This is a genomic window from Candidatus Erwinia haradaeae, from assembly GCF_900699015.1.
GTDB classification, from domain to species: Bacteria; Pseudomonadota; Gammaproteobacteria; order Enterobacterales; family Enterobacteriaceae; genus Erwinia_E; species Erwinia_E haradaeae_E.
The window spans coordinates 542,688-563,990 of record NZ_LR217737.1; the positions used below are offsets into that span (position 1 = coordinate 542,688).

General features: G+C 29.5%; 12 protein-coding genes and 4 tRNA genes. 3 read left to right on the forward strand and 13 right to left on the reverse strand.

Annotated elements, in window-relative coordinates:
• Window positions 1–19: 19 nt before the first annotated feature.
• The 4 genes from erpA to ERCIPICE3303_RS01630 all read right to left on the reverse strand — a co-directional run bounded on the left by erpA (window position 20) and on the right by ERCIPICE3303_RS01630 (window position 4,230).
• Entirely contained in the window at window positions 20–361 is a 342-nt protein-coding gene (gene erpA, locus ERCIPICE3303_RS01615; protein ID WP_157990996.1) for an iron-sulfur cluster insertion protein ErpA, read from the reverse strand.
• Window positions 362–1,756: 1,395 nt separating this feature from the next.
• Window positions 1,757–2,833 carry a 5-(carboxyamino)imidazole ribonucleotide synthase gene (gene purK, locus ERCIPICE3303_RS01620; RefSeq protein WP_157990997.1) on the reverse strand — a complete coding sequence of 359 codons (1,077 nt, stop codon included), beginning with the start codon at window positions 2,831–2,833 and terminating at the stop codon, window positions 1,757–1,759.
• Window positions 2,830–3,345 (reverse strand): 5-(carboxyamino)imidazole ribonucleotide mutase, encoded by a 516-nt coding sequence (purE, locus tag ERCIPICE3303_RS01625; RefSeq protein WP_157990998.1) that lies wholly within the window; start codon window positions 3,343–3,345, stop codon window positions 2,830–2,832. The genes purK and purE overlap by 4 nt, the downstream gene beginning before the upstream one ends.
• Before the next feature lie 168 nt (window positions 3,346–3,513).
• Window positions 3,514–4,230: a UDP-2,3-diacylglucosamine diphosphatase gene (locus tag ERCIPICE3303_RS01630; RefSeq protein WP_157990999.1), complete on the reverse strand. Its 717-nt coding sequence runs from the start codon at window positions 4,228–4,230 to the stop codon at window positions 3,514–3,516.
• 724 nt (window positions 4,231–4,954) lie between these two features.
• Here ERCIPICE3303_RS01630 and cysS point away from each other — a divergent pair.
• Complete coding sequence (gene cysS / locus ERCIPICE3303_RS01635; RefSeq protein WP_157991000.1) at window positions 4,955–6,346, forward strand: cysteine--tRNA ligase; 1,392 nt, start codon at window positions 4,955–4,957, stop codon at window positions 6,344–6,346.
• 1,031 nt (window positions 6,347–7,377) lie between these two features.
• Here the strand turns inward: cysS and aspS are convergent.
• The 5 genes from aspS to cysP all read right to left on the reverse strand — a co-directional run bounded on the left by aspS (window position 7,378) and on the right by cysP (window position 14,426).
• A complete protein-coding gene (aspS, locus tag ERCIPICE3303_RS01640) occupies window positions 7,378–9,147 on the reverse strand; it encodes an aspartate--tRNA ligase (RefSeq protein ID WP_157991001.1) in 1,770 nt (589 codons plus the stop codon).
• 1,516 nt (window positions 9,148–10,663) lie between these two features.
• Entirely contained in the window at window positions 10,664–11,725 is a 1,062-nt protein-coding gene (gene cysA / locus ERCIPICE3303_RS01645) for a sulfate/thiosulfate ABC transporter ATP-binding protein CysA (RefSeq protein WP_157991002.1), read from the reverse strand.
• Window positions 11,726–11,746: 21 nt separating this feature from the next.
• Window positions 11,747–12,589, reverse strand: a complete 843-nt coding sequence (gene cysW / locus ERCIPICE3303_RS01650; RefSeq protein ID WP_157991003.1) for a sulfate/thiosulfate ABC transporter permease CysW — start codon at window positions 12,587–12,589, stop codon at window positions 11,747–11,749.
• Window positions 12,589–13,422, reverse strand: a complete 834-nt coding sequence (cysT, locus tag ERCIPICE3303_RS01655) for a sulfate/thiosulfate ABC transporter permease CysT (RefSeq protein ID WP_157991004.1) — start codon at window positions 13,420–13,422, stop codon at window positions 12,589–12,591. The genes cysW and cysT overlap by 1 nt, the downstream gene beginning before the upstream one ends.
• 2 nt (window positions 13,423–13,424) lie before the next feature.
• Window positions 13,425–14,426 (reverse strand): thiosulfate ABC transporter substrate-binding protein CysP, encoded by a 1,002-nt coding sequence (cysP, locus tag ERCIPICE3303_RS01660; protein WP_157991005.1) that lies wholly within the window; start codon window positions 14,424–14,426, stop codon window positions 13,425–13,427.
• Between the two features lie 1,608 nt (window positions 14,427–16,034).
• Between cysP and accB the strand changes: the two genes are divergently transcribed.
• Window positions 16,035–16,505, forward strand: coding sequence for an acetyl-CoA carboxylase biotin carboxyl carrier protein (accB, locus tag ERCIPICE3303_RS01665; RefSeq protein WP_157991006.1), 471 nt, complete (start codon window positions 16,035–16,037; stop codon window positions 16,503–16,505).
• 12 nt (window positions 16,506–16,517) lie between these two features.
• Window positions 16,518–17,867, forward strand: coding sequence for an acetyl-CoA carboxylase biotin carboxylase subunit (gene accC / locus ERCIPICE3303_RS01670; protein WP_157991007.1), 1,350 nt, complete (start codon window positions 16,518–16,520; stop codon window positions 17,865–17,867).
• Between the two features lie 2,661 nt (window positions 17,868–20,528).
• On the opposite strand, the gene ERCIPICE3303_RS01675 is transcribed toward accC, so the two are convergent.
• From ERCIPICE3303_RS01675 to ERCIPICE3303_RS01690, 4 genes are all read right to left on the reverse strand, one after another.
• A tRNA-Gln gene (locus ERCIPICE3303_RS01675) sits at window positions 20,529–20,603 on the reverse strand.
• A 7-nt stretch (window positions 20,604–20,610) separates the two neighbouring features.
• Window positions 20,611–20,687: transfer RNA gene (locus ERCIPICE3303_RS01680), tRNA-Met, on the reverse strand.
• 43 nt (window positions 20,688–20,730) lie between these two features.
• Window positions 20,731–20,802: transfer RNA gene (locus tag ERCIPICE3303_RS01685), tRNA-Gln, on the reverse strand.
• A gap of 30 nt (window positions 20,803–20,832) precedes the next feature.
• A tRNA-Leu gene (locus ERCIPICE3303_RS01690) sits at window positions 20,833–20,917 on the reverse strand.
• Window positions 20,918–21,303: the final 386 nt, after the last annotated feature.

The following is a 21,303-nucleotide window of genomic DNA, read 5'->3' on the forward strand; positions in this document are numbered from 1 at the left end:
TCATTATTAATATTTTTCATCAAATGCTAAAAGACGATCCACATCCACAAGTGGTCTTAGCATTAGGATTTTTAAAAATAAAACGAGATCCTTCTAGATCTTCAATGTAATCTACTAAACCACCAGAAAGATATTGTAAACTAATAGAATCAATTACTAAAACAACACCTGTATTCTTAACTGTAATATCTCCATCATGAATTTGATCATCCAAGTTAAATCCATACTGAAATCCACCACACCCACCACCGATAATATAAACACGAAGATTCAGATTAGGGTTCTCCTCATCAGAGATCAGTTTTTTTACTCGATTTGCAGCAGCGTCAGTTAAATAAATAGAAGGTGCTATATGATCCATTATTAAAAACTCCGATATTCATTTAGTTCATGGTTCTGATAAATTTGTGTAGAGGATTACTATGATTATTTCTATTATCTAATAGATAGAAATAACGATTCAGATTATTCATTCACATTATACATATACTAACATACATATTATAATCATATTATTAATATGTATATTTCAGACTTAAAGATATAATGTTTAACAATTTTTATTATTTATCTAGGTGTATGCAAATATATTTTTATTACTTGATGTTTAATTAAAATTTATAATCATAATGATTATATACTCATTGTATCTAGTATATATGGATACAAGAATTAATCTACACTAGAAAATAGGAAAAATATCTGTTACCTACATTTATAAGAACTATACTAAATACCACATGTTTCCATATCATCAGGTATTTAATTAGATAAAATTTATCAGATTTAGAATTGATCTATGATATCTGTATTTTTTTTACTATCTCATAGTATCTTAAAATACATTCTATAAAATTAAAAATTTGATTTGATTGATAACTAATTCTTCTGGACTAATCTTGTCTACTATAGAAGAAATTATTTCTTTATATAACAGAAACTTTTATGATTATAATAATAAAAGTTTGATAATTATTATAGTGAAAACATTTAAATAAAACATGTTATTATAAAAGAGAGATCTCCTAATTAAATCCAAAAAAAACAAAAACAGATTTATTATATCCAGTCAGTCTACTTTTGTTAGTAAAATTTATTATTTATATAACCTATAATATAACGCTATATTACTAATTATTGATAATTGATCCTTTAACTAATTAAAATGATAGTAAATTATAAGTTAATTTCTTGTCATGAATACTAAGAAGAATATTTTTATCATAAAGCTAGTTAGTATTCTGAATCAGAACATTACATTTAAAATGAAATACACTTTTCATTCAGGTCTATTATGGAATGAATTATCCTAATTTTTATATTAATATCTTGATAGATACTTTATATCTTGGAGATAACAATAATTTAGTTAATAATTAAATATTTATAAAATAAAATTTATTAATAAAATTTGTTAAATTCATTTGGATTACATTATGTTATTTTTAACTAAAATATCAACTAAATAGCTAAAAAATTTGGTGAGCAATAAGTAAAAAAGAGAGTTTAAAGTATTAGATAGGACTTTAATCTTGATTTAACAACATATATAATAATATTATTATAGACTATAATGGATTATCATTTGGTCTAATAGAGATTTATAAAAAAATCTTGACTATCATTCAGAACAGGATCAAGTAGTACTGTTCTTTTCTAGATTAGAAAAGAACACTTTATTTTTAAAATAAAAGAATCTATTAAATTATTTTATTAATTTCTATATTATAATTTATAATTTTACTATTTTTAAAATCTAGTTCTTATCTCTACTAAGTTTTTTTTGTAGCCAACTTATGCTTTTAGCATAAGTTGGTGGAAGGATACTCTCTAGACGACTCAATGCTATACTTATTTTCATTGGATCATCACTGACTACATTTAGATGACCAACTTTACGGTGACTATAAACCTCTTTATTGTACCAGTGTAAATGTATTATAGGATCATTTAACCAATCTATATTAATATTAATTCCGATTAAATTAAGCATCACAGCCGGCATATATATTATTGGAGGAGGCATTGGAAAATCAAGGATAGCTCGCAAATGCATTTCAAATTGATTTATAGAAGCACCATTCTGAGTCCAATGTCCACTGTTATGTACACGTGGCGCTAACTCATTAATGAATATACCTTTTTTTGTTACAAAGCATTCCATTGTCATGATGCCAATATAATTTAACTGATTCATAATACATGCCAACATATCTTCCAATTCTTTCTGTAAAGAATTTACATCTCTTAAGACTACGCTTGCTCGTAAGATTCCATCTTGATGAAAATTATATGTCAGCGGATAAAAAATTATTTTACCATTATATCCACGAGCACCAATTAAAGATATCTCGTCGATAAAATTAATAGTTTTTTCTACAATAGCATTATCGTAGAATTTATTTGGAAGAAGAGATAGGGAATGAGAGCATAGACGCCACTGACTCTTTCCATCATATCCACCAGTACGTTGTTTTACGACTACCAATGTTCCAAGCAGAGAAAAAATCTCATCCCATTGAGATGAGGATAATAGAGGTTTCCAAGGTACAGTTACGAGATTTAGTCGATCAAGAAACTGTTTTTGAAATAGACGATCTGATACTATAGGAAATACATCCCTATTAATAAAAGAATCATTGACAGCTAGTTTTTTAGTGAATTGTGTGTCTGGCCAATGTTCAATTTCTGCAGTAATGAGGCTGCGATTTTCTATTGTTATCTCTATTTTACTATCAGCACTTAATAGATAAATAGCAATTCCTAATGGCTCCCCAGCCTGACGTAACATACGACCAAGTTGACCTGTTCCTAATACATATAATTTTTTCATGTTTCTTTTCGCGGATCTGAATTATTAAGTATTCTATTTTTTTCATCTTCTCTCCAAGACGACAAGCTAAGGGTTAGACTAGTATTGCAAAGTGCAAGAATTTGCACTGCAAGTAGTGCTGCATTAGCAGCACCAGCTTTACCAATTGCCAACGTTCCGACTGGAACCCCGTATGGCATTTGTAATATAGAGAGTAGACTATCCATACCGTTAAGAACGGTATTTTCTATTGGTACACCTAATACTGGTATTAATGTTTGAGAAGCTATCATTCCAGGAAGATGTGCAGCTCCACCTGCTCCTGCAATAATAACTTGATAACCTTTTTCTGAGGCTTGCTCAGAAAATATAACCAATTTATCTGGTGTGCGGTGCGCAGATATTACTTCGCAGTGAAATAGAATATCAAATCGCATTAGTATTTCAGCAGCATACTTCATAGTAGACCAGTCATTTTTAGAACCCATAATAATTGCAATACGAGTGACAGGGGGTGTAGACAGTATACGCATATAATTCTAACTCCTAATTACTATAGTGTATCACTGTAAGCATCGAGAATCTATTTAGTCTGAACGAAGAGACAAAATGATTTATGAAATAAGTTAATTATAATATCTATAAATAAAGCATATATTATGGTATTAGTACGTTATTGTGTAACATGAATATCAATTATTTTATAAAGGGAAAGAAATTAATTGAATCTCATTTGTACTTACCGTAATGACTGAACCGTTCTTGCCCCAATCTCCAAGAACAAGACGCTGGAAAGATGAACCATTGATAGTAAATTCGTGTACTGCAGGTTGATGTGTATGGCCGTGAATCAAAACTCGAGTATCGTAATTAGACATGAGGTCTATTACCCTCTGTGGATTAACATCTAAGATTTCTAGATCCTTATGAGCATTTGTTTTTGTACTAATAGTTCGTATTTTTAATGCGATACTTTGACGAGTGCACATTGGTAAAGAAAGAAATAAATTCTGAATCCAGCGTTGTTTCATGATTTTTCGATAGTAAAGATAGAAAATATCTCTAGTACACAATGTATCACCATGCATAATTAATATACGCTGTCCATACAGTTCTAGTACTTTCTCTTCCGGTATTAAATTAACCCCAGCACTGTTTGCAAAATATTTGCCTAATAATAAATCACGATTGCCATGAATAAAATTACATGGAATGGTTAATTGACGTAGTGCATGAGAAATTTGAGCGTGAAGCGGATTAGGGTCATCATCACCAATCCATACTTCAAATAGATCACCTAAAATATATAATGCATCAGCATGTTTGGCTTCATAATACAAAAAATTTAAGAATCCAGCAGTAATTTCTGGTTTTTCATTACATAAGTGAAGATCTGCAATAAATAAAGTGTTTGACATTATTAGTGAAAAGTTACTGGGTCATTTAACATGTTATTTATGATGTTTCTTTAAGAACCGTATTCTGCAATGTATGACATATTATTCAAAGAAACATCCTTTATCTACTAGTTTTTATAATAAAATTTGTTTAAAAACTCTGAATGGTTAACATTTAAAAATTAAGTTTGGATTTTCTTTTTAAGGAGTGTTCAGATGAAATAAAGCTAAGAAATATTAGTATCTATTATTATCTAATTTCTTATAAGATATTTATTATTCTTAATAATTTAGTATTTCTATTAATTAATCTGATTTTTTAATCAGATGAGAACGAAATTTTTAAATAATTTAAGTATTGTATATCATAAAATAGATCTATTATACAATGTATGTTGTAATCTATACAATCTAGTAGTCTATAAATGTTATCAGTAATTTGTAGGACAATTTTCATAAAATACCATTTAAGTCTACTAATTAGATTTTTTAAGTTCATTGTTAGAAGAATAAGTATGCTCCTAGACTAAAAGAGCACATACTTATCAAAAGATAAGTATATAATTTAATTTATTCAAGTAAATATTTTTAAAGATAAGATTTAAATTATCAAACTACCTTTATAAATAGTTTAGACAAAAGGAATAGTGACCTTTTCATCTTTTATTTACAATAATACTCTTTAACTTATTTCCATAAAAATTAATCATCTCCATAAAAAATAAGTTAAAGATGGGGCCTTTCTATGTTAAAGATTTTTAATACCTTAACTCGTAAAAAAGAGATATTTAAACCCATACATAATGGTCAAGTGAGTATGTATGTATGTGGTATGACTGTTGATGATGAATGTCATCTTGGACATGCCAGAACCTTCGTAGCTTTTGATATGATAGCACGTTATTTGCGTTATATTGGGTATGATCTGAACTATGTACGTAATATCACTGATATTGATGACAAAATTATTCAACGCTCCTTTCAAGATGGAATGGATATTAAATCTCTAACACAGAATCTGATTAACAGGATGAATCAGGATTTTTCTATATTAAATATTTTACCACCTACTCATGAACCACGTGTAACACATCATATTAAAGAGATTATTGAACTCGTTCATAAACTGATGATATTAAAATACGCTTATCTTGCAAAAAATGGCGACGTGATGTTTTCTATCCAAAAAGATCCGAAATATGGTCTATTATCACGACAAAATCCTATGAATCTGCAAGCTGGTATACGAGTTAAATTAATCGATAAAATAAAACACAATCCAATGGATTTTGTGTTGTGGAAAAGTTCTAAAGATAATGAACCAAGCTGGCCATCTCCGTGGGGACAAGGGCGTCCAGGATGGCATGTGGAATGTTCCGCAATGAATCACACCTATTTAGGAGATCATTTTGATATTCATGGTGGTGGATCAGACCTCATATTTCCACATCACGAAAATGAACTGGCACAGTCTACCTGTGCATATAATACTTCTTATGTTAACTACTGGATGCACTCTGGCGTTATGATTATTAATAGTGATAAAATGTCCAAATCATTACGTAATTCTCTTACGATACGTGATATATTAAAGCGTTACAATGCAGAGACTGTACGCTATTTCCTTATGTCTTCACATTATCGAAGTGAGTTGCACTATAATGAAGTGAATCTTGATCAAGCACGCACTTCTCTAGAGCGTCTGTATATTGCATTACGTAATACAGATACTAACGTATTTTTGAAAGAAGATTTAGTTTTTGAGACAAAATTTCACCAGTTAATGAAGGATGATTTTAATACTCCTGGGGCCTATGCAGTTTTATTTAATCTAGCTAGAGAAATTAATTATAATAAAATAAAAAATCCAATAAAAGCCAATAGTTTAGCTACACGCCTACGTATATTAGGTAGCATCATAGGTTTATTACAAGAAAAACCTGAAAACTTTTTAAAACATAGTGACATTGTATTTAATAATGATCTGCTTTTACAGATTGAAGAACTTATTCAGATGAGAAGTCATGCGCGTCAAATAAAAGATTGGGATAGAGCTGATACCGCTAGAAATTCTCTAAATCAATTAGGTATTCTTCTAGAAGATGATATTAAAGGGACTCAGTGGAGACGTAAATAATGAGTAATCTCGCTATCAATTCTTATAATAAAAATCTATGATTCTATATTTAGAAGATAGAACAATGAACAACCGAGTTCTTCTAGATTATTATAAAAAATAAAATATATATATGTAAATTCTATAGCAAGAAAAGATGTTGCAACTTATGTTCAGTATGATCTACTATTACAAGTGTATAGTCTTGACCTTATATTCTATATAAGATGACTTTAGAAAAATTAATTACGTATTTTATACACCTCTATGAAGAGGTCAGATTAAAGTTGTTTTTGCAAACCATACCTCTTCTTAAGGAAGAGGTATTATAGATATAAGGCGATTACAATAGAGTTATTACGCAATTTACTAAATTATAGTTTTTATTATCTAATGTCGCCTAAATCATGAATATATAGAAATCGCTTGATAAATATAGACGCGTTGACTGTTGTTAAAACAATTTAACTGAATATCTAATCTTTATCGTTTTATACTTTTATCAATTTATAATCTAGCAAGAATGTCTTATTGATTCTACTTATTTTTATATGACTATATTTAAATCAGACAAAACATTAAAATCTAATCATATAAGTCATTATATATGATATAATAAATCATATTTTATAATTTTTATTCTATAAACTGATTTTAAATTGATTTTATCTAGCATAAGAATTAAAATGAAACATTCATTCTAGTAATCTTTCTTTAATTAAAAGAACAGCGTTTTATTTTTATATTAAAAATACTTCAAAATCTCAATTTTATGAGGTCTCTGTTTACATTACCTATCCTGTAATAGATCATAACTAGTTTATGATAAACATCATTAAAAATTAAACTCATGAAAATTTAGTTTTCTATAATAGAATTTATTCTTCATTCCGATCAATATTGCATTTAATTTGTAAAAAGTCATACTGTTTAGTATTTTTAAATAGAGTTCTGATAAACATGATAAAAATATAAAAAGAACTTCTATTCAATTAATATAATCAGTATTAATATGCAATACGCTAAATAGCTGTCTCAACTTTTTAGTACATTTAATCATGTAATTTATATAATCCATCAAATCCCAATTCACTTAATGTCGTTATATCGAGCGCTTTCGGAGCTTCAGTCATCAAACAAGATGCTGCAGTTGTTTTAGGGAATGCTATAACATCGCGTATATTATCTGAATTAGTCAATAACATAACTAAGCGATCCAGTCCAAAAGCCAATCCGGCATGTGGAGGTGCGCCAAATTTTAAGGCATCCAGAAAGAATCCAAATTTTTGTCGCTGCTCTATTACAGAAATACCAAGTATATCAAATACTGTTTTCTGCATCTTCCAATTATCAATACGAACAGAACCACCACATATTTCATAGCCATTGATTATCATATCATATGAATCAGCAATTGCTATTTCCGGAGCTCGTTCTAACTCATCTGGAGATAGATCTTTAGGTGCGGTAAATGGATGATGCATAGCTCTTAATCCTCCATTCCCATCACTTTCAAACATTGGAAAATCAACTACCCACAGAGGTGCCCAAACAGTATCATTAGTAATCTTTAGCTCAGTCCCCAATTTTAGACGTAGTGCACCTAAGATATGAGAAACTTGTTCTTTAGTATTTGCAGATACGAAAATAATATCTCCATAAATTCCTTTTGTACGCTGGATTATTTCTTTAAGAATCTCAGAGGAAAGAAACGGAACCAGCGGACCAATAATTTTTAGATCGTTATTGCTATCTTTGGTTAACTTAATCCAAGTAAGATCAGTTCTGCCGTGAATAGGAAGCGATTGGGAATAGGAATTAATTTGTTTTCGACTAATTCTTGATCCGCCTGGAACACGCAGGGCTGCTATACGACTTTTTTTATCGTTCGCAGGTCTAGAGAGCATTTGGTGTTCAACTGTTTTAAGTAAATCAGAAATATCTACTAGTTCCATTGGATTGCGTAAATCTGGTTTATCAGAACCATATCGTTGGTAGGCTTCAGTAAAAGTCATAATCGGGAACTCACCTAAATCAACTGCTTTAATGTCAATCCATAACGAACGGACTAACTGCTCCATTATACTTCGAATTTGTTTGGAATTCATAAATGAGGCTTCTACGTCAACCTGGGTAAATTCAGGTTGACGATCAATACGAAGATCCTCATCACGAAAACATTTGACAATTTGATAATAACGATCAAATCCCGAGATCATTAGTATTTGTTTAAATAACTGTGGTGATTGAGGTAGGGCATAAAATTTACCAGAATGAATACGACTGGGAACCAAATAATTACGAGCTCCTTCTGGTGTAAATTGAGTTAATATTGGTGTTTCAATATCAATAAAACCTGAATCTTCCATGAATTTTCGAATAAAACTAGTGACTTTAGCCCGTATTTTTAATCGATTTGCCATATCAGGCCGGCGTAAGTCGAGATAGCGATACTTCAAACGTATTGCTTCGCTATTTTCTTCGTTAATATTTAACGGCAAAGCCTCTGATTCGTTAAGAATAGTCAAGAAAGTAGCAAGCACTTCAATATCACCGGTACTGATCCTGCTATTTTTATTTTTTTCATTACGAGCGCGAACAAGACCACTGATCTGAATACAGAATTCATTACGTAATTTAGTAGCTACAAGAAAAGTATCTGGAATAGTTAATTCAAAGCATACTTGCACTAATCCATGAGAATCACGCATATCAATAAAAATTAGACGACCAAGATTCCGATAACTATGTACCCAACCACATAATGTAACCTTGTTTCCTATATATGAACAATTAAGAGATCCACAATATTCAGTACGCATAATAATATTCCTTTAGATTATAGGGATTAGAGTTCTATGATAGAGATATAGTTATTCATACTTATGTTGTGAAACAAGATTCAATAGGTAGAGATTGTTACCTAATCTAATGTAATTATATATAATATTCTATACCACTATTTTATATTAAAATAAGAAGTTGAATAATAGCTTCTAATAATGAATAGACATTCATATAAATACAAAGAAAGTTATATTCTTGTTAACCATTAGAGATCAATAGAATATATAATGCTAAATATTGTGTAGTAAGACACAAATAAAAAATAATAAAGTAATTAGTATAATGATTTTTCATCAAGTATATAAGATTAATAATTTAGTTTTTTTATATAACTAGATTAAAGACCATAAAAATTCATTATAATTAATCTAACTCAAGGATAGTTAAAAAATAAATAGATTTCCGTTCTACGTTACAAACTTTTATAAGTATGAATTTAATGTTCTATATATATGTAGTTTTTAAAAGTATATTAAACATATATTACGATAATCATACTAGAAAATTTTTCTATTTTATCTATCTATTATAATAGAATAACATTCTATTAATTTAAAGTTCCTAAAAATATTCTAACCTTTTTATAGAGAAAGAATTAGAATTTTTTATCTATAAAAAAGAAATAATCTTCATTAATCTAGATTTTATTCTGTTATATCTATATAAAGTTCAAGTAAGTTACATGTATATTTTTATTACTTCTAAGGAACTTATTTTTATCAAAATTTTAATGAAAGATCTATATTGACTACTAATTTTATACCTTACTCTATCCAGTTTCTATTTAATAAGCCATATAGTTTCAACTCTAATTTTATTTTCTATTGATACTCTAATTTTTTCAAAAACAAGTTACATAAAGTTTATCTAATTAATATTGATGTTTATCATATAATGAATATAAATTAAAAAGACAGAAAATAATAAATCTTATTTTACCGATTAAAATTAAGATCTCTATATCTATTATTTACTCATTGTCACTAGTTGATTCTAATCCTATCAGATATTTATATTAGCAATATATAATTAAAATTATTCTATATAAATCTAATTAGTTCCAATTATTCATAACAATTATATGAATAAAGATCTCTGGATCATTTTATATATCTTATATGCTTATTTTTATGAATAAAACAATCATATGTAATATATTCTAATAATTTAAATTTTGAATAATGTTAATAAGATGATTTATCTCGACGATGTCTCTTAATCCAATATTCAATATAAAGAGTATTATCTGTAATCTATTTATTAAAATCTTACGAATCTAATGAGATGCTAGCTTATCTATAATTCAAAGAAAGAACTTCTAATCTAGAAACTTAATAAAACAGTATATATTCAACATAGTAAATCTTCTTTAGAGAAAAAGAAGTACTAATTCTAATCTATTAGGTCAATCTAGTAATCACCTATATTTATAGAATCATATAATTTGATACATATCGATATTTATTATACATAAGAAAATAATTTGGTTATTTATAAAGCTTGGTTTCCATGATATAATCGTGCATTCTGTAAACCAACAAACATGCAGTCACCACGTTTAGGTAAAGACTCTAAACCTTCCATAACTACGCTTAATGGTTCAGTTCTCCATATTGTGGGATCTAATACTAACTGCCAGTAATGTCCCCGTGGGCTCATTTCTAATATTCGAGTTGGTAGAGGGGTTTTTAGACTTTTATAATGACTAATATCTATTTCCCATGGGCGTAAGAAGAGCTCAACTTCACCCTGATAAGTTGTTGCATTAATAAGGGGCCAATAATATGAATCTACCTGTAACTGAGAGCCATCTATCTTTCCATGAATACAGTTAACTTCGCCTAAAAATTCTAGAACAAAGCGAGTTTCAGGATTATTCCATACCTGATCAGGTGTCCCGACTTGTTCAATATTACCTTGACTCATTACCACTATAAGATCGGCGACTTCCATAGCCTCTTCCTGGTCATGGGTAACAAATACACTAGTGAATTTTATTTCTTCGTGAAGCTGGCGTAACCAGCGACGTAATTCCTTACGAACTTGAGCATCCAAGGCTCCAAAAGGTTCATCTAGTAATAGAATTTGCGGTTCTACCGCAAGTGCACGTGCTAACGCAACTCTTTGTTTTTGTCCACCTGAAAGCTGAGATGGAAAACGATGTGTTAAGTGACCTAATTGCACCATATCTAAAAGTTCTGTAACTTTTTTCCGAATGCAACTAACTGAGGGGCGTTGTCTTTTTGGTTGAACAGTTAATCCAAAAGCTATATTATCAAATACTGTCATATGACGAAATAACGCATAATTTTGGAAAACAAAACCCACTTGGCGATCACGAGCGTGAACTTGACTGACATCTTGACCATGAAAACTTAAAGAACCTGTATTCTGACTCTCCAGTCCAGCAATAATACGTAACAATGTAGTTTTTCCAGATCCAGAAGGACCTAGTAACGCTACAAGCTCTCCAGAAGAGATATCTAAAGATATATTATTAAGAACTTGTGTGCAACCAAAAAATTTACTTATATTACTGATATTGATACTCATTTTTTTCCCCGTCACATTTGATCATCTATTTTTTAATCTCCACTGCAACAAACTTTTCAATAATAGTGTTAATATTGCTATTAGAGTTAATAGCGCAGCAGCACTAAATGCCCCAACAGTATTATAATCCTGATATAGTAATTCAACTTGCAATGGTATTGTATAGGTTTCACCACGGATTGATCCAGAAACTACCGAAACAGCACCAAATTCACCAATAGCTCGTGCTGTAGTTAGTACTACACCATATAACAATGCCCATCTAATGTTTGGTAAAGTTACATGATAGAACATCTGCCAACCATCTGCTCCTAATAGTATTGCTGCTTCATCTTCATGCTTACCCTGACTGAGCATAACTGGTACTAACTCGCGAACTATGAATGGACAAGTAATAAAAATAGTCACAAGAGCCATGCCTTGCCATGAAAACATAAGATGAATATTATGAATATCCAGCCATCCTCCCACTGGGCCATTTATACCCCAAAAGAGTAAATACATTAAACCTGCGACTACTGGTGAAACAGAAAATGGAATATCAAATAACGTTAATATTAGTTGACGACCAGGAAAGGAAAAACGGGTGACTAACCAAGACAATAAAGTCCCAAATATTACGTTGACTGGTATGGAAATAGCGGCAATTAGCAATGTTAAATTAATAGCATGCAGCATATTAGCATCGTGCAAATTTCTTAATGTTTCATATAATCCTTCAGAGAAGGCAGTGAAAAAAATTGCTATTAACGGTACTGCTAATAAGAATAGAGAAACAACCATTCCCGTTCCTATCAGGATCCATTTCCAACCCTGACAAACAGAAGAACCCTTAGTTTCTATGGTCCTTATAATTTCTGACATTAATCTCCTCCAATCCGTTTTCCAAAGCGGTTCTGCAAGATATTTGTCGCAGCTAAAAGGAGTAGTGAAGTTACTAAAATTACTGAGGCGATAGCACTAGATGCTGGGTAGTCATATTCTTGTAGTCTTACAAAAATCATCAAAGATGTAACTTCAGTTTTCCATGCAATGTTACCCGCTATAAAAATAACTGCTCCAAATTCCCCTAAACTACGGGTAAACGAAAGTACGGTTCCTACCAGAAGTGCTGGCCCGACTTCTGGTAGAACTACGCGGTAAAAACTTTTCTTTGGAGAAGAACCAAGCGTTTCAGCAGCTTCTTCATATTCTGGTCCTAATTCTTCCAAGACCGGTTGTACAGTGCGCACCACAAAAGGAAGACTAGTGAATGCCATGGCTACAGAAATACCCAACCAAGTATAAGAAACTTTAATCCCAAGATATGACAGTAAATATCCATACCAACCATGAATAGAAAATAATTCAGTCAAAGTAAGTCCTGCAACAGCCGTAGGAAGAGCAAATGGTAAATCTATAAGAGCATCTAAGAAATTACGACCAGGAAAGTTATAACGTGTGAGAATCCAAGCCATTAACATTCCAAATAAAGCGTTAAAGATAGATGCAAGTCCGGCAGAGATTAATGTTACCTTATATGCAGTCAAAACTTGAGGATTGGACACTACATTCCAGTATTCTTCTAAAGTCATGTTTGAAAGTTGCATCAATAAGGCACTAATGGGAAGCAACAATATTAGACAGGTGAAAAAAAGACTACAACCAAGGCTAATGCCAAACCCAGGCAGCACTCGTTTGCTTGGTAATTCCCACATAATTACTGATGCCTCATTGCTAAAAGCTTATCCAGCTCACCACCACTTGCAAAGTGTGTTTTTATCACTTGATCCCAACTACCAAAGACCTCTTCTATGTTCAGAAAGCGGGTCTCCGGAAACCGATTTTTGTTTTTTTCCATTAACTGTGGATTATTAACTCGATAGTAAAAACTAGTAATAATTTTTTGAGCAGATGGTGTATACAAATATTCTAAATAGGATCTTGCCGCTTTCTCGGTATGATTTTGTCTTATATTTTTATCAATCCAAGTTACTGGAAAACGAGCTATAATATTAACAGACGGAAGAATCACCTGATATCCTTTTTCTGGATAACGGTCTCGAATAGTATTTACTTCAGATTCAAAACTAATTAGCACGTCTCCCATCTCGCTATTAATAAATGTTGTTGTTGCACCACGACCACCAGTATCAAAGACTTCAACATTTTTTAGTAACTGTGTCATAAATTTTTCGATTTTGGAGTAATTGTGTCCATTAATTAGATCCGCTGCACTCCAAGCAGCTAGCCAAGTATAACGTCCGTTACCAGATGTTTTAGGATTAGAAAAAATTAATTTTACATCACTACGTGCTAAATCACTCCAATTTTCAATATGTTTAGGGTTTCCTTTTCGCACTAAAAATGCCATTGTAGAATAGAATGGTGAGCTATCATCAGGCAAGCGCTGTTTCCAATTAGATGCGATTAACTGACCTTTATCATGCAATATCTGTACGTCAGTAACTTGATTATAAGTCACGACATCTGCTTTAAGTCCTTGCAAAATAGATAAAGCTTGTTTTGAGGAACCTGCATGAGATTGCTTAATAATTAGTGTATCACCAGGATGCGTCTTTTCCCATTGCTTCTCAAAAGGGGTATTCAAAGCTATAAATAACTCGCGTGAAACATCATATGAACTATTTAGTAAAGTAGTCGCTTCTACTCCACCACTTAGAAATAATGAAAATATATAGGCTGCTAATTTTTTGCTCATCGATTATTTTATTATTCCTCATAAAAATAAAAGAACTATGTATCAAAATTGAATCAAGTTTATTAATAACCTATATAAATAATGTAGAAGTTTTATATATCATTTTTTGCTTTTCAATGAAAAAAAACTATAAGTATATGTCATAGATTATTTATCTGTAATAAAACCAATAAATAAATTCACAACTTTGAATGATCTAAGATTAATAGCTTAAATTTATTATCAAAAAAACTGATTCATTTTTATTTTAAGTCTCTCGAAATGTTAAGTATGAAAAAAGTAATTTCTACCTCAATTTCTATTAGAATTTTAACGATTGCCTATGATTCAAAGTAAACTCATTTGATCGTGTATTATGTTTTATTCAGTTTGAATAACTATATTATCAATATATAGTTATGGATTATACTATAACGATCCAATTCTTGATGTATATTTAGTATATTCTAAATAATGGGCTAAATAGTACAAGAGATGAAAATCATTGTATGAATTAATTAAAATATTTTACATACTTAATCACCTAGTTTTAGTTATGGATCAATACTGCACTCTATCTTACTATTTATTTTTTATATTAGAGGTAAGTCTGATCTTCTATCTAAAAAAGAAATAAAATGAATCATTTTTATATAAATACATATTTTAATAACTTAATAGTTATTTAATTTTCATCATGATTTTTTGTTTAAAAATATATTTTTTCATCATGAAACTGATAACATTTCTCTATCTAGAATCTTATTCTTATCTCTAATATTAGAGATATTATGTTCTATAACGGTAAAGATGAATGTTATTAACACTGTAGCCTGTGATTGTAGTAAAAATAAATAATTATGAAAATATATGTATTATTTATATTTCGAATATATAACCGGTTTATTCATCTATCAATATTAATTGATCAATGAAATGTGTTTAAATGGAATTTTTAATTCTTCTAGTCTTTTAGAATCAATGAATCTTATGGATTTATATAAGCCTAGATCTAGTTAAATAGCTCAACAGAATATTATGATAATTGATATAGGTATCAGAGAAAAGATTTACCTTTTTCTTAACCTTGATTATAAATTCATCTTGAAAGAGTGACAAACTATGTTCGTCCATGTATGTTGTATTGTTCTTAAAATAAATCATAGACAATTATAAAAAATATAAGAATACTTTTAATATGTTTCTGAAGAATGTTTCTAAACTATCATAAATGAATCCATTAAGAGATAAAAATATAATACATCTTCAAAAGAGGTAACAAAACAATATTCTATATAACTGAACTGTATAAATAATTATAGTTTAAGTTAATTTTCACCTAATATCGTAAGATTAATTTTCATAAATAATTATCTTATTATCATATGAATCATATTCATCAAGGAATAAGTGAGATAAATAGTATTACTAAACACAATTTTTGGGTGTACAAGGGTAATAATATACTACAAATTCTATTTTTTAGTTAACAATATTCTCTTTTTCTATATAAAACTTATGCTTACAAGATTACAAGAAAGAATTAAGATCCATGAACACTTGTATTCTATAACCAATTATAGGCATATATCTGTTTAAATCTGAATAAACTGAGCATGGAACTACCTCATGGATATTCGTAAACTTAAGAAATTAATTAAATTAGTTGAAGAATCCGGTATTGCTGAACTGGAGATTTTTGATGGTGAAGAATCAGTTCGTATTAGCCGTGCAATTCGTCATACCCATGATTCTATTCTACAACAGATAAATGAAGAATCGGGAACTAAGAAGTCCAGTCTTGCTACATCAACAACTACTCCATCTACGGCAATGCTAGAGGCATCTACTGTTTCTACAATGAGTGGCTATATTGTCCGATCTCCCATGGTGGGGACTGTATACCGAACTCCAAGTTCTGATGAAAAACCATTTGTAGAAGTAGGTCAATCAGTAAGTATTGGCGATACTTTATGCATTGTTGAAGCAATGAAAATGATGAATCAGATTGAATCTGAAAAAGCCGGTATCGTAAAAGTAATTCTAGTTGAAAGTGGTCAGCCTGTTGAATTTGATGAACCACTGTTCATCATCGAATAGTGAGGGGCAACCATGCTGGATAAAATTATCATTGCTAATCGTGGTGAAATTGCACTACGTATTTTACGTGCTTGCAAGGAATTAGGCATTAAAACAGTTGCAGTACATTCTACAGTCGATCGGGATTTAAAACATGTTCTTCTAGCAGATGAAACTGTATGTATCGGTCCACCTCAACCAGTAAAAAGTTACTTAAATATTCCAGCACTTATTTCCGCAGCAGAAATTACTGGTGCAGTAGCTATTCATCCTGGATATGGTTTTTTGTCTGAAAATGCGGATTTTGCTGAACAAATGGAGCGTTCAGGATTTATATTTATTGGGCCTAAGGCTGATACCATTCGACTGATGGGTGATAAGGTGTCAGCAATTACAATAATGAAGAAAGCAGGCATCCCTACAATACCAGGATCTGATGGACCATTAACTGAAAATATGAATGAGAACAGAGCTTTTGCTGAACGTATTGGCTATCCTGTGATGATTAAAGCTTCTGGCGGTGGAGGTGGACGTGGAATGCGTGTGGTTCGGACCAATAAAGACCTAGAACAGCTAATCAATATAACTAAAACAGAAGCCAAGGCAGCCTTCAATAATGAAACAGTATATATGGAAAAATACTTAGAAAATCCACGTCATATTGAAATTCAGGTATTAGCAGATGATTATGGTAATGCTATTTATTTAGCAGAACGAGATTGTTCAATGCAACGTCGTCACCAAAAAATAGTAGAAGAAGCTCCTGCTCCAGGTATTACTGAACAAATGCGACGCTATATTGGAGATCGTTGTTCAAAAGCCTGTATTGATATTGGTTATCGTGGTGCAGGTACTTTTGAATTCCTTTATGAAAACGGCCAGTTTTATTTTATTGAAATGAACACTCGTATTCAGGTTGAGCATCCAGTTACTGAAATGATCACTGGTATTGATTTAATTAAAGAACAATTATGCATTGCTGCCGGTTATCCATTATCAATTAAAGAAGACGAGGTCATTATTCGTGGTCATGCAGTAGAGTGTCGCATTAATGCTGAAAACCCACTCACCTGTATGCCAAGTCCTGGTAAAATTACCCGATTTCATGCACCTGGTGGTTTTGGAGTACGATGGGAATCACATGTTTATTCTGGTTATAATGTTCCTCTATACTATGATTCAATGATCGGAAAATTAATTACTTTTGGAGAAAATCGTGATGTAGCTATTTCACGCATGAAAAATGCTTTAACTGAGTTGATTATTGATGGAATTCAAACTAATATTACATTACAAATGAATATTATGTCAGATAAAAATTTCCAAATAGGTAGTACTAATATTCATTATTTAGAGAAAAAACTTGGTTTACAAGAGCTTTAAAAAATCTATTTTCTATTCTGTATATAGATAATACAGCTATTCATTAAAATCAATTTTTTTATTTATCCTCGAAGGAGACTTAAAAAAATAAATATTCGTATATTCACTTTGCAATTTTTATTAAAAATTCTACTACTATTAGATAGTTTCATTATTTCTTAGAATTAATTAATATGGTGTATTTATTTCATTTGTGTTTTTAGCTAATCTAATTACAATTACTCACTGAGTCATGAGGAATAAAGAATAATACTTAATTATTATTTAAGTAATCATCGAAAAATAAGATTTGTAGTTTACATTGCCATATCATTCATTAATTCTAAAATATAGGTAAGAAAATAAGCACTAGTTTTAGGTATAATTCATATATATTTATTTGAAGGTTGTTTTTAATATTTTTTAGAGTCAGGATCTGTATATCTATAATTTCATATTTGGATATATATTATTAGACTTTTCTTTTAGAAAAGTCTTCATAAAATATATAATGAGATATTAGGATGGATATATAAAGATTTATTAATCTAATGGTTAAGATATCTAACGATCAGAAGCAGTAGTGATGGAGTGCTAGCATATTTAATAACGAAAATAATATAGTACAATTTATTATAATATTTAATTTCTCTGATAAGTAAATCTTTGTATTTTATCAATATTAATATCAGATAGAATAATTAGATTCAATCTTATCTACTTATATCTCGTAATAGAATCATTTATCAAGACATCTATCAAACTATCTCAAAAGATGATATGTAACTTAGAGACCTTATTAATATTTTAGTCATTCATTTGCTATATTTTGTCTATAGTATTGTTTTATGTAATCTCTGTATTTTCATATAAAAATTGTAATATATTCACATATTAATTATTTTCTCTAGTAACTTCTTGCCTCATTGTATTAATACAACATAAAAACACTCAAGATTAGTTGATTTCAGTATAGATTGATTACGTCAAAAACTTATTCAATCTATCTTTTCTATAGTAGAATTTGACTTTGTCTTATGTATGTAGTTTTTCTTTCTCATAGAAATAAAATATTCTTTATCTTATTTTATAATAATATTAGTTATAAACTATACCTAATATTAATTCAATCGATCATTGTATAATCCTTATCACATCTGATAACTAAAATAAATTAAGATAAAATTTATATTAATAATGATAGAGGTCATAAGGTACTCTTATCTTTGATAAGAGTATAAGTTCTATCAATATTCATATTGATGCTAATCATAGATCCATATTTTCTATTAAAACAATAATGACTGCTTTAAAGTTCTCTTTAAAAACTGTTATGAGTAAGATATTATAAGGTATAGTAGAATTGCTGTTTTATTATCTAACATGATCTATAACGATATTTAAGATCATTCTATTTATTCATTAGAATATTTTAAATTAGTTGTAAAAATTTTTTTGTAGCATGACTACTACGCTATATGGATACTATCTCTAATCGAGATTGAATTATCTAATAACATAATAATGATTTATAGCTTATTAGATATGTAATATCATATTAAATAATACGTAATTTAGATAACTATCACCCTCTGAAATAAAAAGAAAATTTTCTATCACCTCCTATGTTCTTATTGATATAATCCAAAATTACTATTTTTGTTATAGAGGTCTGAAGTGTGATTACTATACTCATAAGTATATAGTAATTTTATTAATACAATATTTAAAGAAAAATCTCTGTCGAAATAGTCAATAATATTATATGATGTAGTATTTAAATACATTCTTATCATCACATTAATTAAATAACTCTCTCATAATTTTCTATTATACTGTAAATTACTGTTTCATCTTATATAGATCATTATATAAATAAATGCATTGATTCTAAAATATATATCTATTCTTTTTATGTTATCTAAAACCAGTATTTCCAGTCCCTACTATTACAAAGATGATCTTATCAATTTACTAGATATTTATTTAATGGAGATTCCAACTATATTGATATAATCTGACAATATTTATAAACATCTAAATCTAGATTACTAGATAATTTTATAAAAATACTTATTAAGACTAATATGTTTTTATAGATCTGAATATTGTTTCAAATACACTTTATTATTTTAATAAATAAAATAGCACCTGAATCATTTATAGTAATCATAGATTGTTAATCATATATTTTATAGTAACAAATTGAAATCTTTTCTACGTAATAGAAAAGGATAAATTGATATATATCCATAGGGTATATCTCTAATTTATTAAGAGAATGAGATGATTTTACTTTTATAACATCATAGTCAGTTATTCACACATAACATGATGTAACTTTCTTTATAAAAATAAAATAGACCCATTTTATACTGTAAAAGAAAGATATAATAAGAAACATAGATTTGAATATAAAAATTAAATAGGTAATATTAGTTAAAAAGGAATCTAAAGGGTGCAATGAGATGTATCTAACAGTTTTTTGAGGAAATAAAGAAATATGAACTCATAATTAATAAACAGAATTTTATTAAAATCTTTCACGACAAAATTCAGAGAAATACAATATACAAAATATTATGTACCTTATAGAAGTATTTTATAAGCAATAAAGAACCTATTAATATGGATATGTTTTAAAAATTTAACTATATAATCACAAATTTCATTTTATTCTGTTGGCTGGGGTGCAGGGACTCGAACCCCGGAATACTGGTATCAGAAACCAGAGCCTTACCACTTGGCGACACCCCAATGAACTTGGTAGCTACTACAGGAATTGAACCTGTGACCCCAGCATTATGAGTGCTGTGCTCTAACCATCTGAGCTAAGTAGCCAAAAGGATTTTTATATTTATTAAAGTAACGCTTATGGATATGACTGGGGTACCTGGATTCGAACCAGGGAATGCCGGTATCAAAAACCGGTGCCTTGCCACTTGGCGATACCCCATTCTTACTTTATTACATCATCTAAATTTTATGGTGCGGGAGACGAGACTCGAACTCGTAGAACTTAAAGTGCCAGAACCTAAATCTGGTGCGTTTACCTATTTCGCCACTCCCGCATTGAAATATTAGATTAAATATTTAATATCAATTTTCATAATTTCAGTAATTCTATTTTAACAAACTACTATCTATCATATTTATATGATATATTATGCTCATCTAGTATCTATGCGTCAACTAGTTTTTATGGTCAGGAGGATATTTTTGAAATCAGTATACAGATCTATCTTCTTTTAGATAGATATCAAATCTTGCAATTATATTTCTAATTGCATTATTATAATATTAGGATAAATATATTTATGAATAAATATGATATAAAGATATAATCTAATTAAGTTGATCTATTTATCATTTTAAGGATAAACCATCTAGTATCAAACTAATATTTCGTTTTTCATTAGATAAAACAACTTCCTATATCAAGATTAGCTATCATCAT

What these genes read in the sequence shown, in the direction of transcription:
- erpA (WP_157990996.1), bottom strand. Translation starts at nt 361, where the DNA reads ATGGATCATATAGCACCTTCTATTTATTTAACTGACGCTGCTGCAAAT.
- purK (WP_157990997.1), bottom strand. Translation starts at nt 2,833, where the DNA reads ATGAAAAAATTATATGTATTAGGAACAGGTCAACTTGGTCGTATGTTA.
- purE (WP_157990998.1), bottom strand. Translation starts at nt 3,345, where the DNA reads ATGCGTATACTGTCTACACCCCCTGTCACTCGTATTGCAATTATTATG.
- ERCIPICE3303_RS01630 (WP_157990999.1), bottom strand. Translation starts at nt 4,230, where the DNA reads ATGTCAAACACTTTATTTATTGCAGATCTTCACTTATGTAATGAAAAA.
- cysS (WP_157991000.1), top strand. Translation starts at nt 4,955, where the DNA reads ATGTTAAAGATTTTTAATACCTTAACTCGTAAAAAAGAGATATTTAAA.
- aspS (WP_157991001.1), bottom strand. Translation starts at nt 9,147, where the DNA reads ATGCGTACTGAATATTGTGGATCTCTTAATTGTTCATATATAGGAAAC.
- cysA (WP_157991002.1), bottom strand. Translation starts at nt 11,725, where the DNA reads ATGAGTATCAATATCAGTAATATAAGTAAATTTTTTGGTTGCACACAA.
- cysW (WP_157991003.1), bottom strand. Translation starts at nt 12,589, where the DNA reads ATGTCAGAAATTATAAGGACCATAGAAACTAAGGGTTCTTCTGTTTGT.
- cysT (WP_157991004.1), bottom strand. Translation starts at nt 13,422, where the DNA reads ATGTGGGAATTACCAAGCAAACGAGTGCTGCCTGGGTTTGGCATTAGC.
- cysP (WP_157991005.1), bottom strand. Translation starts at nt 14,426, where the DNA reads ATGAGCAAAAAATTAGCAGCCTATATATTTTCATTATTTCTAAGTGGT.
- accB (WP_157991006.1), top strand. Translation starts at nt 16,035, where the DNA reads ATGGATATTCGTAAACTTAAGAAATTAATTAAATTAGTTGAAGAATCC.
- accC (WP_157991007.1), top strand. Translation starts at nt 16,518, where the DNA reads ATGCTGGATAAAATTATCATTGCTAATCGTGGTGAAATTGCACTACGT.